The organism is Pseudomonas sp. ADAK2, from assembly GCF_012935755.1.
GTDB lineage: Bacteria > Pseudomonadota > Gammaproteobacteria > Pseudomonadales > Pseudomonadaceae > Aquipseudomonas.
In genome coordinates, this window is record NZ_CP052862.1 from 3445429 (window position 1) to 3463072 (window position 17644).

The window sequence follows — 17644 nt, forward strand, 5'->3', positions numbered from 1 at the left end:
TTTATTTACGTAGCCATGCCTCAAGCTGATTCAGCATCGCCATGCACTCATCAGTGCCCTCCACCACCCCGCCCAATTTGAAGTTCAATTCTCCGAGTGTGGACATATTCTTTGCTTGCAACAGTTCGATGACCATACCCTCGATACGTTGTTGTATATCTTCGATGAATAGCCCCATCTGCGCGCTGACAAACGCGAACTCGGTATACAGTGTTGCGATATTGGTCTTGTATTCAACGGCCCTGATCGACGCGACGGTGGAGGAGTAGGCAATGTCCCAGACCGGAGCCGTACCGGCCTGACTGAATAACTCCTGCGCAACAGTCGGTTGTGGATGGCATTGACAGGTTCGGTGGTCCATTGTTCGCATGAATACCGACTGCAGCCCAAACGACTCGTCACGCACTTCTCTGATCGTGTATTTGAGTTGCCGTATCGCACTGCTTAGGTCACCAAACCGAAGATACAGTTCGTGAATCAAGTCCCGTACATTACGTGGTGGGAATAACATCCACGTCCGTGACCTGGCCAGGCTGTACGATTTGAAGTCCACGCTGCCGATAGGTTCGCGGCGCGACGTCTGTTTGGTTATTTCCAAGGATTCACGGCTGAACGTCGCCAGATCTTCGATATAACCTTTGCACAGCCGCTGGGCTTGTTCAGTGCGCGTCCAGAACTCTCGCAAATATCGCTCATTAAACGCCGTATTATTAAAGCGCAAGTCCTTCGACAGGATCGCCAGTTGATGGCCGCTGTTTCTACGGCGCTCAAACACAACCGGAATATTATTGAATGTCAGCGCCATAGAACCAAGAAAGTTGGTGTAGCGATCCAATACACGACGCTGCGTCGCGGTAAATTCATAGGTAAGTGCATTCATATCCATGGTAGAGGTGGGCGCGCGGCCCACCTCCCTGACTCCCTGTTAGCGCTGAACGGTGTTCAAATATTTAATAACATTTGCAATACGGGCAATGGCGGCACCCGCTCGGTCCTCAACGGCGATCGACTTATCTTGTTTGAAATCGCTGGAGATTTTTTCAAAATCGGCCACCAGATTCGAAAATTCGCTCACATAGTCCCAACGCTGGTCGTCCAACTCGTCAAGTGTTTTAACCAATTCGATCCGCCCATCAATTCGGGCAATAGCTTTGGTGTACCTATCAGCCTGCATTCGCAAGTCGCTAGCTTTTTCTTTCAGCCGGTTGTACCCCGCCAACATATTGAGAAAAGAAACGGCTTCGCCAATCCCGGAAATCATTTTTTTCAGCGTATCAATGGCCAACAATGCGATTTGAACCTGCGGTGGTGCCAAACCCAGTGCCTTGAAGCTTTCCAGCGATAACTTCGCCTCCTCACCAATTTTCTCGACGCCGGCCTTCCCGATCAGATCAATCGCTTCGGAAACTGACTTCATCTGCACTTTCAATGCATCGAGTTTTTCTTCGGCAACTTTTTTGAGCTGCTCATCGGATACCCGATCCTGTTGCAGCGTTTGAACCCACTCCATTGACGCGCCCCTGTCATACGAGGTGCTGATACTCTTGTGGATACTTTTTAGATCTGCGGTTTTATCGGACAGTTTGGAAAATACAGCTTTGAGCTCATCTTCCATGTCCTGATGAATCTCGTCATCCTCCTTCGGATTCCCGAGATCACCCTGAAAAACCTTTAGTTTTTCCGCTGCTCTTTCCAGATAGATACGGTTTGCCTGGGCGAGGTTACGTACATCGAAGGTAACCTTATTGATAGTCGCTGCCAGATCATTCATTGTCCCCACCGCGCCGGACACGTAATCAAATTGCTGGAACAACATTTGCGCGCTGGCGTTGTTCTGCTGCATCACGCCATTATGAGCGCGCAGATTAACCACATTGAACGATGTATCGCCCGATTGACCCGATAACAAACTCATACCTCTTTTAACTTCCATACCCGACCGATTCCTTTCGTATTCTTTGTCAGCTTCTGCAAACACACCCAGCAGCTGATCGGAACTTGCTTTTATACGTTCCCAAGGTGCAGTGATATTGACTATCTGGTTTTTAAACTTTCTCAGGGACACCGCCTCGTTCAGCTTATTGACCTCTTGCACGGATGCAACAATGTAATCACTCAGCGAATTCCACACCAGCATCAGGTTTTGAGTCGCGACTTCAGCTTCGATCGCAACGTAGCTCAAGTTCTGAAGATCATCACGTACCTTGTTCAACGAACTCAATGTCTGGTTTTTACCGGCCATTTTTTGATTGGCTGCTTGTTGCGCTTCCTTCAGGCTATTGCGTTCCTTGCGAATTTTTTCAGCCTTGACGCCCTGATAGATCCCGAGAATCAACCCGCCGATATTAAGCGTCGCTGCCGATTTGATCGCTTCCTGGACAAGTTGATCGTACTGTTTATTGAGTTCGTCAATATCAGCCGCGCGCTGATCAATGTCCTTTTGCAGGACCTGAATATCTGCCTGGTATGTATTTTTTGAGATAAATTGCAATCGCAACGTGATTCCCGGCAGCACTTTTGCGCGCATATCGGTACCAAAGCTATCCAGCTCTACTCTCACCCGCTCGGCTTTATCATGGCATTGCTTGACCTTTGCCAGCATGTCATTGAGGTAAGACTTGATTTCCGGTACATCTCCCGCAGGTAGACCGAGATCGGGAAGATTCGGAATTTGACGCCTGAGTTTCTGATACTCCTCCGGCGTTGTAATGTCGTACTCTTCGAGGTATTTCGATGCTTTGAGATCTTCATAGATCTCTACAATTCCGTTGCCAATCCTGATAATGCTGCCACCAAAAATCTTCAGGTCATTGCCTGTCAGCATTATTTTTTCGCGCAATGGCGACCAGCGCTTGGCATGATCATACGTCGTTGTGAACGTGTCCAGAAAGTCTGTAGCTTTAAGCCCCACACCGCCGTCATCACCTGCGCCATAGTTTAGATACGCAACGACATCTTGTAGCCTGACGGGCAGAGACAACCCTAAAGTTTCATACTTTCTCAGACTGATAATTTGCTCTTTGGTCAGTTGTATTCCGGGCTGCCGGTTATATTCATCACCTTCGCCGAGCGATGCGTCCACAAACATCGCAGGCGCTTTAGTAGCGGCCTCGACGATTTTATTATCCATATTGAAATCCATGAGAGACTCCTTGTCTTCTCCAGGTATTAGTAGTATTTCAGCTTATTCCGATATTGATGAATCGCTATGTACAACCAGATCATCGATATCGCAAAACAAACCTTAGAGCACCAACCCAATAACTCACAAGCTTTCAAATATTAAAATTCAAGACAACTTTCATATTGACCAGCGCACTACTTGAGCGCCACTCAGAAACTAACGCAGCGCAAACCAGATAATCAATATCATCAATCAACATTCTTTATCAGCGGCACACCGAACAAAAACCATACTTAATTGCCAACAGCGTTAACGGTAAAGTAAACCGTTACAACGCGATCAACTGCGATAGCCGTTGCCGATATGCATTAGCCATCTCACGGATTTGTGGATGATTTGCACTGAGCAATGACTCGCTGCTGACCCGCAAGAAATTCACGTTTGCGCCGGCCAGCGCCATGCGCAACCAGCCCAGCGCTTCATCGACTTGACCTTCCTCGGCCAGTACCGTGGCATAACTGAATTGCCCACGAAAATCCCCGGCCTCGGCCGAGCGTCGATACCATTCCCGAGCCGCAAGAAGATCCTGCGGGCAATGGTGTCCTTCTTCCAGGTAACGGCCCAACAGGTTCATGGATTTGGCGTGGCGCAGTTCAGCGGCACGGCGATACATCGCCAGTGCTTGCGCCTGGTCCTTAGCGACCCCGCGCCCGGTGGCCAACAGATTGGCGTAGTTGTACATCGCCCAATCCAGTCCCGCTTCTGCCGCCAGTCGATAATGTCGCACTGCAATCGCCGCATCCGCCGCACAACCCCAGCCATGCTCATGACAACGACCGAGCATGTTGCGCGCCATCAGGTGCCCGCCCTTGGCCGCAATCTCGAACCAGCGCACAGCCAGCGGCTGATCCTGTTCGATGCCCTGCCCGTCCAGCAGGATCTGCCCAAGCAGCGCCTGGGCATCAAGCACACCTTCGCGCGCCGCGATCAGAATCGCCTGGGCCGCCCGCGCCGGACTTTCTTCGAGCATGGCCTTGAGCCGATCACCGTCGAGGACTTCCTCGCGGCGCAGTTGATAACTCATACCTCGACCCAGCGGCGCAGCAGGTTGTGATAGGTGCCAGTGAGGCGGATCAGCGAAGGGTGGTCGGGCAGGTCTTGGGTCAGTTGCTGGATCGCCCCGTCCATCTCGAACAGCAAGGCGCGCTGGCTGTCTTCGCGGACCAGGCTTTGGGTCCAGAAGAACGACGCGTAACGCGTACCACGAGTGACGGCGTTGACCTTGTGCAGGCTGCTTCCGGGATACAGCACCATGTCGCCGGCGGGCAACTTCACGCGCTGGGTGCCGAAGGTGTCCTGGATTTCCAGCTCGCCGCCGTCGTAGTCATCCGGCTCGCTGAAGAACAGCGTGGCCGACAGGTCAGTGCGTACCCGCTCGATGCTGCCCTGGGGCTGGCGCACCGCGTTGTCGATGTGGAAATCGAAGCTGCCGCCCGCCGTGTAACAGTTCAGCAACGGCGGGAAGACTTTGTGCGGCAGCGCGGCCGACATGAATTGCGGATTTTTCCACAGCCGCTCAAGCATGGCCGCGCCGATTTCCTTGGCCAGTGGATGACCTTCCGGCAGTTGCAGATTGTGCTTGGCCTTGGCTGACTGGAAGCCGGCGGTGATCTTGCCGTCCGCCCAATCAGCCTGTTCCAGGGCCTCGCGGATACGCTGCACTTCTTCTTTCGCGAACACGCCGGGAATGTGCAGCAACATGGCAGGACACCTGAAAACCAAGGGACGCCAATGGTATTGATTCTTATTGACTAAGTAAAACGCCACAGACGAACGAGCCAGCAAAAACCGTAAGGTTAAATTGTAAAGAATGTAAATTCGTCGCGAATAGTAACGTTTCGCAATTGATACAAATACCTGTTTACCCTATATTCCGCGGCCTCAAATCCTTGGGGAGGGGAATTCACATGTCACGCCAACAACCACAATTGCCGGTCAGTTCACCACGTTTGCTCGCGTCTGCCATAGGCATGGCTATCACTGCGGGCTCTGCGGGCCACATGGTTTTCGCCGCTGAAAAGACCGACGAAAAAGCACCGGGCAATGCGATTTCCCTCGACGCCACCAGCGTTGTTGGCGAGCAGGAAGACACCTCCTACAAAACCGATACCTCGGCCTCCAAGAAGTACACCGCGCCACTGCGCGAAACGCCGAAAAGCGTCACCGTGATCCCGCAACAAGTGATCCGCGACACCGGCGCCACCAGCCTGGTTGACGCATTGCGCACCACGCCGGGCATCACCTTCGGTGCCGGCGAAGGTGGCAACCCGGCCGGCGACCGCCCGATCATTCGTGGCTTCAACGCTGAAAGCGACACCTTCGTCGACGGCATGCGCGACCCGGCGTCCCAGAGCCGCGAGATTTTCAACGTTGAATCGATTGAGATCAGCAAAGGCCCTGGCTCGGCCTTCACCGGCGCCGGTTCCACCGGTGGCAGCCTGAACCTGGTGAGCAAGACCGCCAAACTCGGCAACTTCTACAACGGCGGCTTCACCTGGGGCTCGGACCAGACCAAGCGCACCACCCTGGACCTGAATCAGCAGATCAACGACACCTCGGCCTTCCGCCTGAACCTGATGAAGCACGAAGCCAACGTTGCCGGCCGTGATGCCGTGGACGTCAGCCGCTGGGGCGTGGCGCCGACTTTCTCCTTCGGCCTGGGCACCGACACCCGCGTGACCGTCGGTTACTACCACGTCGAAACCGATGACATGCCGGACTACGGCATACCGCTGACCTCCAGCGCCAACCGCAGCAAGTACCACGTCGACAAACCGGCCAACGTCAATAAAGACAATTTCTACGGCCTCACCGGTCGCGACTATCGCCAGACCGAAAACGACAGCGGCACGATCAAGATCGAACACGATCTGAATGACGACCTGACCGTTTCCAACAGCTTCCGCATGTCCCGCTCGACCCTCGACTACATCGTCACCAACCCGGACGACAGCAAGGGCAACGTGGCTAACGGCAGTGTGTACCGTGGCTCGAAAAACCGTAACTCGACGTCCAGCGGCTGGGTCAACCAGACCGACCTGAGCGCCAAGTTCAACACCGGCGCCATCGAACACAGCCTGGTCACCGGTCTGGAGTTTTCCTATCAGGACACCCACAACCGTCCGTACATCCTGACCTCGACCGCCAGCGGCACCACCTGCAACCGCGCGCTGTTCAACGCCGGCGACTGCACCAATCTGTACAAGCCGACGCCTGGGGATAACTGGTCGGGTTCCATCAAAGACAGCAATGCCTTCACCGACACCGACACCAAGACCGCTGCGGCTTACGTGTTTGACACCCTGAAATTGAACGAGCAATGGTCGCTGAACCTGGGCCTGCGCTACGACAACTACCAGACCGAATCCAGCGGCTATGCCAACGCTGGCCGTAGTTCGCCAGCGGGCAGTTTCTCCCGGGAGAACACCAGCGACCTGGTCAACTACCAGATCGGCGTGGTCTACAACCCGTTGCCGAACGGCAGCGTGTACGCGGCCTACTCCACCTCCAGCAACCCGGCCGGCGAAACCAGCGGTAACGGCGGCCTGGAACTGGCGGCGAACAACAGCGACCTGGACCCGGAAAAGAACCGCAACTACGAGATCGGCACCAAGTGGGATTTCTTCGGTGACGACTTGTCGCTGACCGCTGCGCTGTTCCGCACCGAGAAAACCAACGCCCGTATCGACGATCCGGACGGCGCCACCACCCAGGTGCTGGACGGCGAACAAACCGTCAACGGTCTGGAACTGACCTACACCGGCAAGCTGACCCGTAACTGGAAAGTCTTCGGCGGCTACACCTATATGGAAAGCGAAGTGGTCAAGACCACCCTCGCCGCCGACAAAGGCAACCACATGCCGAGCACGCCACGGAACAACTTCACCCTGTGGTCGACCTACGACCTGATCCCGGAGAAGTTGACCATTGGCGGCGGCGCGACCTTCGTCGACTCGCAGTTCGGCAACGTCGCCAACTCGGTGGAGATCCCGTCCTACTGGCGCTACGACGCGATGGCCAGCTACGCGCTGACCAAGAACGTCGACCTGCAACTCAACGTGCAGAACCTGACCGACAAGCGTTACTTCGACCAGGTGTTCCAGACGCACTACGCCCACGTGGCGGCGGGTCGTACTGCCCTGCTGAGCGCGAACTTCCACTTCTAACAGGGAGTCGGTCGTCGGATGCATAACTGTGGCGAGGGAGCTTGCTCCCGCTGGGTGGCGAAGCCGCCCCAAAACCAGGCACTGCGGTTTTCCCCTTAAACCGTATTGCCCTTTTGGGGAGTCCTTCGGCCTCCAGCGGGAGCAAGCTCCCTCGCCACAAAGGCAACATTCGGTCTTAACGCCCCGTTCATTGAATTGAACGGGGCTTTTGTGCGTAATAAAGAATGTTTCTCGACAACCCACGGCATAATGCGCGCCGTGATGATTACTTTCGAACGAACAAGGCGAGTGACGTGTTGAAGAAAACCCTGTTCCAGTTGCACTGGTTTTTTGGCATCAGTGCCGGGTTGGTGCTGGCCCTGATGGGCATCACCGGTGCTGCCTATTCGTTTCAGGATGAAATCCTGCGGGCGCTGAATCCTACTGTGCTGCAGGTGGAGAAACAGGTCGCCGGTGTGCTGCCGCCAGCGGAACTGGTTGAACACATCGAAGCCGCCTCAGGCAAGAAAGTCTCGATGCTCTGGGTCGAAACCGACAGCGGCAACGCCGCACGGGTGATCTTCACTCCGCCACCGGGCGAGCGTCGCGGCGAGATGCGTTACTTCGACCCGTACACCGCCGAGTTTCTGGGCGACGCCACGGGCCAGGACTTCTTCGGCTTTATGTTGCAGTTGCACCGCTTCCTCGCGATGGGCGACACCGGGCGGCAGATCACGGGTGCCTGTACGCTGATCCTGGTGTTCTTCTGCCTGTCCGGCCTCTATCTGCGCTGGCCGCGCCAATGGAATAAATGGCGCGCCTGGCTGACCCTCGACTGGAAGAAAAAGGGTCGCAGCTTTAATTGGGACCTGCACTCGGTGGCGGGCACCTGGTGCATGTTGTTTTACCTGTTGGCCGCGCTGACCGGGTTGTCCTGGTCCTACGAGTGGTACAACAAGGGCCTGACAAAATTACTGTCCGACGCGCCGCAAAACGAGCGGGTGCGCAACCGCGGCCCGGCGCCAAGTGGCCCGGCGCCGACCGCCGATTACGCCGCGATGTGGAGCAGCATCTACAGCGCCGCCGGTCCGAACCTGTCCGCCTACAACATCCGCATGCCGCCACTGGCCGGGCAACCGGCGACCGTGTTCTACCTGTTGAATACCTCGCCCCATGACCGCGCGCTGAACGAGATCAGCCTCGATCCGGCCACCGGCATCGTCAAACGTCACGACCGCTACAGCGACAAGAGCTTCAAGGCGCAACTGCTCACCAGCATTTATGCGCTGCACACGGGCAGTTATTTCGGCATCGTCGGGCGGATCATTCTGACCGTCACCGCGCTGACCATGCCGCTGTTTTTCATCACGGGTTGGTTGCTGTACCTGGATCGTCGGCGCAAGAAACGTCAGATCAAGGATGCGCGCAAAGGCCTTGTGCAACCGGGCAGCGACGCGCCGACGTGGTTGATCGGTTTCGCCAGCCAGAGCGGTTTTGCCGAGCAACTGGCCTGGCAGACCGCCGGGCAATTGCAGGCCGCCGGATTGCCGGTGAAGGTCCAGCCGCTGGCCACTGTCAGCGAGCAGGATTTGCAGGATTCGGACAACGCGTTGTTCGTGGTCAGCACCTTCGGCGACGGCGAAGCGCCGGACAGCGCCCGCGGTTTCGAACGCAAAGTGCTGGGCCGGGCGTTGAGTCTGGAAAGTTTGAATTATGCGGTGCTCGGTCTAGGTGACCGCCAGTATCAACACTTCTGCGGCTTCGCCCGCCGCTTGCACACCTGGCTCGGCGAACACGGCGGCAAGACCCTGTTTGCCCCGGTGGAAGTCGACAGCGGCGACCCTTACGCCTTGCGTCACTGGCAGCAGCAACTCGGCCTGCTGACCGGACAGGCGCCCGTAGACACCTGGCAAGCGCCCAGCTACGACAACTGGACCTTGTCCCGGCGCGAACTGCTGAACCCGGACAGCAGCGGTTCGCCGGTGTACATGATCGGCCTCATGGCCCCGAGCACCAGCAGTTGGCTGGCGGGTGACCTGGTGGAAGTCATGCCGCGCAATTGCCCGTGGGCGATCGAGCATTTCCTCGATGGCCTGGGGATTGATGGTCGCGCCAGTGTTGAACTCGATGGCCTCTCGCAACCGCTGGACCAGGCGCTCGCCAGTCGCCAATTGCCCGAGAACCGCGCGCACTTGGTCGGCCTGCACGCCCAGGCACTGGTGCAGGCGTTGGTGCCGTTGGCGATGCGCGAATACTCCATCGCCTCGATCGCCGCTGACGGCGTGCTCGAACTGATCGTGCGTCAGGAACTGCACCCCGACGGCAGCCTCGGCATCGGCTCCGGTTGGCTGACCGAACACGCGCCCGTGGGCGGCAGCATCAGCCTGCGCGTGCGGCGCAATAGCGGTTTCCATCTGCCGGTCGAACCGGTGCCGATGATCCTGCTGGGCAACGGTACGGGCCTGGCCGGGCTGCGCAGCTTGCTCAAGGCACGGATTGCCGACGGGCAGCAGCGGCACTGGTTGCTGTTTGGCGAGCGCAATCGCCAGCATGACTTCCTGTGTCGCGATGAGCTGGAAGGCTGGTTGATCGAGGGTGATCTGGAACGACTGGACCTGGCGTTTTCACGGGATCAGGCCGAGAAGATTTATGTGCAGGACCGCCTGCGTGAATCGGCCGTCGAGCTGAAGAAATGGCTGGCCGAGGGTGCGGTGATTTACATCTGCGGCAGCTTGCAGGGGATGGCGTCGGGGGTGGATCACGCGCTGAACGAAATACTCGGGATCGAAGAGGTCGACCGTTTGATCGAACAAGGCCGCTACCGCCGCGACGTCTACTGACACCTCAAGCCAGATCGTTCCCACGCTCCGCGTGGGAATGCAGCCCGGGACGCTCCGCGTCCCATCAAGAGCCGAACGCAGAGCGTCCGTTGAGGCATTCCCACGCAGAACGGGGGAACGATCTCCCCGTCAAACCGGCTGCAACGTCTGCTCAAACACACTCACCCCATCCAGATCCCGCAACACCACGCTCATCTCCCCCGTCAGCCCCTCGATATTCACCTCGCCAAAAAACTGAAATCCGGCAAACGGCGAGGTGTTTTGCGCTGGCGGTGCTTTCTCGAACACCACCTCGGGGCCAAAGGTTTTGTCCAGCGGATTGGGCCCGAAGCTCCCGGCATTCAACGGCCCGGCGACAAACTCCCAGAACGGTTCGAAATCCTGAAACGCGGCGCGATCCGGGTGGTAATGATGCGCCGCGCAGTAATGCACATCCGCGGTCAGGAACACGAAATTACGTACCTGCTGCTTGCGCAGAAAGCCCAGCAACTCAGCGATTTCCAGTTCACGGCCCTGAGCCGGTCCCGGATCACCATTGGCTACCGCTTCCCAGCGGGCGACACCTGGGCTGACTTCACCGTCGGGCACACCGAGACCAATCGGCATGTCGGCAGCGATGACTTTCCATTGCGCCTTTGAGGCTTTCAACGAAGCCTTCAGCCAGTCGAGTTGTTCACGACCGAGGAACGGTTTCTCGCCGCCCAAGTTGTCGTCATTCGCCCCGCGATAACTGCGCATATCAAGCACGAACACATCGAGCAGCGGCCCATAACTGAGCTGGCGATAAATCCGCCCGCCATTGTCGGCACTCTGCAAACGCATCGGCGCGTATTCGAGCCAGGCCTGGCGTGCGCGGCCGACCAGGCTGTGGATATCTTTGCTCTTGTAGCGCTCATCAAGTTGCTTGCCCGGCGACCAGTTGTTCACCACTTCGTGGTCGTCCCACTGCCAGATCTGTGGGACTTCGGCGTTGAAGCGGCGGATGTTTTCGTCCATCAGGTTGTAGCGATAATTGCCGCGATATTCGTCCAGAGTTTCCGCGACTTTGCTCTTGGCTTCGCTGGTGATGTTGCGCCACACCCGGCCACTCTCGGTGGTGAGCTGTGCCGGCACCGGGCCGTCGGCGTAGATGGTGTCGCCGCTGTGTATAAAGAAATCCGGCAGGCGCAGGCGCATGGCTTCGTAGATGCGCATGCCGCCGATGTCCGGGTTGATGCCGAAGCCCTGGCCGACGGTGTCGCCGCTCCACACAAAACGAATGTCGCGCCGGGCCGTCGGCACGCTGCGCAAGTGGCCGAACCAGGGTTCGCTGCTTGTGCCGTTCTGGGCATCTTCAAAGTGCACGCGGTAAAAAATCGCCTGGTCGGCGGGCAGGCCGGTGAGTTCGACCCGGGCGGTGAAATCGGTGCGGGCATCAGCCAAAGGCGAGACGAAACGACGCGGGTTGGTGAACAGGCTGCGGGTGTCCCATTCCACCACCATGCGCGCAGGACGGTCGCTGCGGCTCCAGACCATCGCCCGGTCGCCCTGCAAGTCGCCGGACTGCACGCCGTCGGTGAGTTGCGGCCGATCCTTGACCGAGGCGATTACCGCCGGGGCCAGGCTGGGCAGCAACAAACCGGCGCCGACCGCTTGCATGACACGCCGGCGACCGAGGTTGAATTCGCTCATGGTGTTCTCCCTGAAAAAGGGAAACTAAAGCATGTGCGCATGACGCCTGTGTGAAACACGCTCCTACAGGGTTGGGTGTCAGGCGTTGACGGGTTCTACCGCCAACTCCACCCCTTCCGGGCGCTTGAGCAGCGCATACGCCACCGCCGTCAGCAAACTCCCGGCCACGATGGCGAGCAGATACAGCAGCGCATGGTTGATCGCATTCGGGATCATCAGCACGAACAAGCCACCGTGCGGCGCCATCAGTTTGCAGCCGAAATACATCGACAACGCCCCCGTCAGCGCACCACCGGCAATGCTCGCCGGAATCACCCGCAACGGATCTTTCGCCGCAAACGGAATCGCCCCTTCGGAGATAAAGCACAACCCCAACACCAACGCCGCTTTACCGGCCTCGCGTTCGGTCTGGGCAAACTTGCGCCGGGCAATAAACGTCGCGATGCCGAGGCCAATCGGCGGCACCATGCCGGCGGCCATGGTCGCGGCCATCGGGGCATAACTCTGCGACGCCAGCAGTCCCACCGAGAAGGCATAAGCGGCCTTGTTGATCGGCCCGCCAAGATCGACGCACATCATCCCGCCGAGCAACACACCCAGCAGAATCGCGTTGGTGGTGCCCATGCTGTCGAGGAAGTGCGTGAGCGCTTCGAGCATCCCCGCCACCGGTTTGCCAACCACATAAATCATCACCAGTCCGGTGAACAGACTCGCCAGCAACGGGATGATCAGGATCGGTTTCAGTGCCTCAAGACTTTGAGGCAACCGCGCATAACGATTGATCGCCTGGGCCGCGTAACCGGCGATAAAACCGGCCAGGATCCCGCCGATAAAACCGGCGCCCAACGTGCTCGCCAGCAAACCACCGATCATCCCTGGCGCCAGGCCCGGACGATCGGCGATCGAGTAGGCGATGTACCCCGCCAGCAACGGCACCATCAATTTGAAAGCGGTCTCGCCGCCGATCTGCATCAGCGCGGCCGCCAGCGTGCCCGGCTCCTTGAACGCAGTGATGCCGAACACGAACGACAATGCGATCATCAAACCGCCCGCCACCACCATCGGCAGCATGAACGACACACCGGTCAGCAGGTGTTTGTAGACGCCAGTCTTCTCCTGCTTGGCCGGGCCTTTGGCACCGGTAGCAGCGCTTTCCTGCTTGCCTTCGGCCAAGGCTTTGTTAAGCGTGGCTTCGGCCTGTTTCAAGGCGATGCCGGTGCCGCAACGGTAAATTTTCTTGCCGGCGAAACGCTCGGTGGCGACTTCGATATCGCAGGCCAGCAGCACCACGTCGGCATCGGCAATTGCCGCTGCGCTCAGGGGATTACGCGCGCCGACCGAGCCCTGGGTTTCCACTTGCAGGTCGTAGCCCAGACGCTTGGCCGCTTGCTGCAACGCTTCGGCAGCCATGAAAGTGTGAGCGACGCCGGTCGGACACGCGGTGATTGCGACCAGACACGGGGCGCTTTTTGCGGCCACGACAGGTTCTGCGAGCGCTTCGGCGGCGACGTAAATTTCAGCCTCTTCAGCACCGCGCCGCAGCACCGCTTCAACATCTTGCAGGGCCTGGGCCGGGGTGCTGCGGAATACGCGTTTGCCGACGAATCGCGACATGTCCACCGGCGCGCTGGTCACCAGCAACACCCACTCGGCGGACTCAATGGTCGCCGACGACAACTGACGTTCCGGATGTGCCGCGTCGTTCACTTCGACGCAAGTACTCCAACCCTGGCGCTGGGCCGCGGCATCGAGCAACCGCGCGCACAGCACACTGGTGACCATGCCGTTCGGGCAGGCCGTAACAATGGCTAACTTCATGACAACCCCTCTTATTGTTCTGTCAGGAGGCGCACGCGCACGCCCTGTTCGAGCTGCGTCAACTGCGCGACATCGCTGATACCGAAACCGATTTGCGTGACCGCCAGCGCGGCAATGGCCGTGGCGGTGCGCAGGGTCTGTTCAGGCGTGTCGGCGCTGAGCAAACCGTGGAGCATCCCCGCCAACAGCGAATCACCGGCACCCACGGTGCTGACCACACTGACCCGCGGCGGCGTAGCATGCATCGCCGCGCCAACGCTGAACCAGTTCACCCCGTCGGCTCCGTGGGAAATCACCACGTGTTCGATGCCTTGGGCGTGCAAGCGGCTCGCGGCTTCGGCCTGGGCCGTCACCGACACCACGTCGCAATCGAGGGCATCGGCGAGCTCTTCGGTGTTGGGTTTGATCAGCCACGGACCGGCCGCCAATCCCGCACGCAACGCATCGCCGCTGGTGTCCAGCGCCACGTTCAAACCGAGGTTTTTCAGACGTGCGATCAACGCTTGCAACCACTGCGGGCTGACGCCTCGCGGCAGGCTACCGGCGACGACAACCGCGTCATGCCCCGGCGCGATCTGATCGAGGCGATCGAGCAACGCCTGCTGCGCCGCTTCATTGACCTGCGGGCCCGGGCCGTTGATGTCGGTGATACGCCCGTTGCTTTCCGCCAGTTTGATGTTGCTGCGAGTCTCGCCGGGAACACGAATGAACGCGTCGACAAAGCCGCGCTTGGCGAACAGGGTTTCGAAGGCTTGCAGATTGTCTTCGCCGAGAAAGCCGCTGACGGTCAGTTGATGGCCGAGATCGGCCAGCACCTGCGCCACGTTCACGCCTTTACCGGCGGCGTGGGTGTGCATCTCGTCGCTGCGGTTGACCTGACCGGGTGTCAGCACCGGCAACTGGACGGTGAGGTCCAGCGCCGGGTTGAGGGTCAGGGTGAGAATCTTGGCCATTACAGGGCCTCCACTAATGCGCGCACTTCATCGGCGCTGCCCACGGCCAAGGCCTGTTGGGCGAGAGTTTGGGTCTGGGCCAGGCTGAGTTCGCGGATGCGTGCCTTGACCTCGGCGATGCTGCGGCCGGACACACTGAGTTCATCCACACCGAGGCCGACCAGCACCGGCACCGCCAGCGGATCGGCCGCCAACTCGCCGCACACGCCGACCCACTTGCCATGGGCATGGGCCGCGCGCACGGTGATGTCGATCAGTTGCAGCACCGCCGGGTGCAAGCCGTCAGCCTGGGCCGACAAGGTCGGGTGACCGCGGTCGATGGCCAGGGTGTATTGGGTCAGGTCGTTGGTGCCGACGCTGAAGAAATCGACTTCCTTGGCCAGCACCGGCGCGAGCAAGGCTGCCGATGGAACCTCGATCATGATCCCCAGTTGCAGATCCGCCACCGGGATTTCCAGGCGCAGGCGTTCGGTCATGTCCCGGGCCTGGCGCCATTCATCGACGCTGCCGACCATCGGGAACATGATCCGCAATGGACGGTTGTCGGCGGCACGGAGCAAGGCGCGCAATTGCGCTTCCATGATCTGCGGACGTTGCAGGGTCAGGCGAATGCCGCGCACGCCGAGGAACGGGTTTTCTTCCTTGGCGATCGGCCAATACGGCAGCGGTTTGTCGCCACCGACATCGAGAGTACGAACCACCAAGGGACGACCGGCGAGGCCATCGAGCACGCGACGGTATTCGACTTCCTGGGTGGCTTCGTCCGGCGCCTGCGAGTGCGCCATGAAAATCAGTTCGGTGCGCAGCAAGCCAATGCCTTCGGCGCCCTGCTCCACCGCGCTGGTGACGCCGGCGCTTTCACCGATGTTGGCGAACACTTCCACGGCGTGACCATCAGTGGTCAGCGCCGGTTGATGGCGTTGTTCGGCAGCGGCTTTCAACCGTATTTCGCGGGTGTCGCGTTCTTCGGTGGCGCGCTGCAAGGTCGCGGCATCGGCGTCGACATGCAGGCGACCGCGCTGACCATCAATCAGCAACGGCGTGCCCGGCGCCAGCAGCAACACGGCCGCGCCAGCGCCGACCAAGGCCGGAATGCCCAGGGCGCGGGCGACGATGGCGCTATGAGCGGTGGCGCCGCCACGGGCGGTGAGAATACCGGCCACCCGCGCCGGGTCGAGACGCGCCACGTCCGACGGACCGACCTCGTCCATCACCAGAATGTACGGTTGCTCCGGCTCGCTCGGGGTTTCGACGCCACACAACTGCGAGAGCACCCGGCGGCCGATATCGCGCAAATCGGCGGCGCGTTCGGCGAGCAACGCGTCCTGCAAGGATTCCTGTTGTTTGGCAGCGGCTTCGATCACCGCCATCCACGCCGCTTCGGCGCTTTCGCCTTGCTTGAGACGGGTGTCGACTTCATCGGTCAATTCCGGGTCGTCGAGCATTTCCTGGTGGGTGATGAAGATCTCGCGAATCGCCTTGGATTTGCTGCGCTCGATCAAGCCTTCGATGTCGCGACGGACATCGCTCAGCGCTTGCTTGAGGCGCTCGCGTTCGATGGTGGCGGACTCTCCGCGCAACGGGTAATCGATGGTTTGCAGCACTTGAATATGCGCCGGGCCAATGGCGATGCCTGGGGCGGCGGCGATGGCCTGGACCAGACTGCCGGACTTGGGTGCGAGCAGCACCTCGGCGACATCGGCAAACACTTCGCGTTGCTGACTGACCGCCGGCAACGGCTCGACTTCTTCACCGAGGCCTTCTTCGATGGCCGCGAGCAACGCCGGCAAGGCATCGGCGGCGATGCTCGGCTCGGCAATGAATTCCAGCACCTGACCGCGACGGGCGCCGAGGCTCAGCAGTTTACTCAGGCTTTTCACTGAAACGGCGCTGTCCTGGCCATCGACGATGCGCACGCGGATCTCGCCGTCAAAACTTTTCGCCAATTGCGCGAGGATCTTCGCCGGCCGCGCATGCAAACCGTGAGCGTTGGCCAGGGCAATACGCGCGCTCGGCCAGTCGGCAGGCACCTCACCGCCGAGCACTTCGAGGACTTTGCGGCTGCTGGTGGCGCGGCCCAATTCGTGGCCGCGACCTTCGATCAGCAACGCACACAGGCGTTCGAGCAAGGCTTGATGCGCTTCGCCAAGGCTGGCCAGGCAGAACAGACCGCTCAGCGGCTGGCCGAGGTAACGCATCGGCTTGTCCGGCGTGACGAAGGCCAGCCCCGGACGCTTGACGGTTTGTTCGCTGTGCAGCCACCACAAGCCATCGCCCAGGGGCAGCGCTTCCACCTGTTGCAACACGGCGGAGAAACCGTTGCTCACACAATCGGCCTGGCGCAGCAAACGCGCACCACGCCAGACCAGTTCTTCAAAGTCATCGGCGGACACGCCAAGGCCAATCATCTGCGCATCCAGCGCCAGTTCCTGCGGCGCGCCTTGCAACAGTTTCAGCAACGCTTCGGCAGAACTGGCGCGGCGCAGAGCCTGGCCCAGATCGGTCTCGCCGAGGGCGCGGGTCAGCAATTGCAGCAAACGCAGGTGTTCATCGGATTTGGCGGCGATGCCGATCGCCAGGTAGACGATGTGGCCGTCGCCCCAGTCCACACCTTCGGGGAACTGCATCAGCCGCACGCCGGTGGAAAACACCTGGTCGCGGGTTTCCGGCGTACCGTGGGGGATGGCAATACCTTGGCCGAGAAAGGTCGAGCCCTGGGCTTCCCGCGCCTGCAAACCGGCGAGATAACCCTCTGCTACCAGACCATCGGCAACCAGATGCTGGGCCAGCAGGTGTAATGCGGCTGACTTATCCACAGCCGACTGGCCCATGGATATCTGCTCTATGGTGAGCTCGAGCATGCTTTCTCCTTTTTGGCGCCTCGGGACGCCAGGTATTGTTTTGAATGTCTCAGCTTAGGCCCTTGATCACGACTTTTGGCGGTTTCGCGGCAGAACCGGCCAAAGGACCCTATAACGCAGAAAATACGCTTGCTGAAACGTTTAATCTAGAATGTTTGGCACGTTACTCGAT

At 59.3% G+C, this 17644-nt stretch carries 10 protein-coding genes; 2 read left to right on the plus strand and 8 right to left on the minus strand.

Annotated elements, in window-relative coordinates:
- Position 1: 1 nt before the first annotated feature.
- From HKK52_RS16090 to HKK52_RS16105, 4 genes are all read right to left on the minus strand, one after another.
- A complete protein-coding gene (locus HKK52_RS16090; RefSeq protein ID WP_237150785.1) occupies positions 2-910 on the minus strand; it encodes a hypothetical protein in 909 nt (302 codons plus the stop codon).
- 15 nt (positions 911-925) lie between these two features.
- Entirely contained in the window at positions 926-3142 is a 2217-nt protein-coding gene (locus HKK52_RS16095) for an alpha-xenorhabdolysin family binary toxin subunit A (RefSeq protein WP_169371635.1), read from the minus strand.
- 310 nt (positions 3143-3452) lie between these two features.
- Positions 3453-4208: a tetratricopeptide repeat protein gene (locus HKK52_RS16100; RefSeq protein WP_169371636.1), complete on the minus strand. Its 756-nt coding sequence runs from the start codon at positions 4206-4208 to the stop codon at positions 3453-3455.
- A complete protein-coding gene (locus HKK52_RS16105) occupies positions 4205-4885 on the minus strand; it encodes a Fe2+-dependent dioxygenase (RefSeq protein ID WP_169371637.1) in 681 nt (226 codons plus the stop codon). The genes HKK52_RS16100 and HKK52_RS16105 overlap by 4 nt, the downstream gene beginning before the upstream one ends.
- 206 nt (positions 4886-5091) lie before the next feature.
- Between HKK52_RS16105 and HKK52_RS16110 the strand changes: the two genes are divergently transcribed.
- A complete protein-coding gene (locus HKK52_RS16110) occupies positions 5092-7350 on the plus strand; it encodes a TonB-dependent receptor (RefSeq protein WP_169371638.1) in 2259 nt (752 codons plus the stop codon).
- Between the two features lie 293 nt (positions 7351-7643).
- Positions 7644-10169 carry a PepSY domain-containing protein gene (locus HKK52_RS16115; RefSeq protein ID WP_169371639.1) on the plus strand — a complete coding sequence of 842 codons (2526 nt, stop codon included), beginning with the start codon at positions 7644-7646 and terminating at the stop codon, positions 10167-10169.
- 129 nt (positions 10170-10298) lie between these two features.
- Here HKK52_RS16115 and HKK52_RS16120 read toward each other — a convergent pair whose 3' ends face one another.
- The 4 genes from HKK52_RS16120 to ptsP all read right to left on the minus strand — a co-directional run bounded on the left by HKK52_RS16120 (position 10299) and on the right by ptsP (position 17472).
- A complete protein-coding gene (locus HKK52_RS16120; RefSeq protein WP_169371640.1) occupies positions 10299-11840 on the minus strand; it encodes an alkaline phosphatase D family protein in 1542 nt (513 codons plus the stop codon).
- Between the two features lie 78 nt (positions 11841-11918).
- Positions 11919-13658 (minus strand): PTS fructose-like transporter subunit IIB, encoded by a 1740-nt coding sequence (locus tag HKK52_RS16125; RefSeq protein WP_169371641.1) that lies wholly within the window; start codon positions 13656-13658, stop codon positions 11919-11921.
- Positions 13659-13669: 11 nt separating this feature from the next.
- Positions 13670-14611, minus strand: coding sequence for a 1-phosphofructokinase (gene pfkB / locus HKK52_RS16130; RefSeq protein WP_169371642.1), 942 nt, complete (start codon positions 14609-14611; stop codon positions 13670-13672).
- Positions 14611-17472 carry a phosphoenolpyruvate--protein phosphotransferase gene (ptsP, locus tag HKK52_RS16135; protein WP_169371643.1) on the minus strand — a complete coding sequence of 954 codons (2862 nt, stop codon included), beginning with the start codon at positions 17470-17472 and terminating at the stop codon, positions 14611-14613. Before ptsP ends, pfkB begins: the two co-directional genes overlap by 1 nt.
- Between the last annotated feature and the right edge of the window lie 172 nt (positions 17473-17644).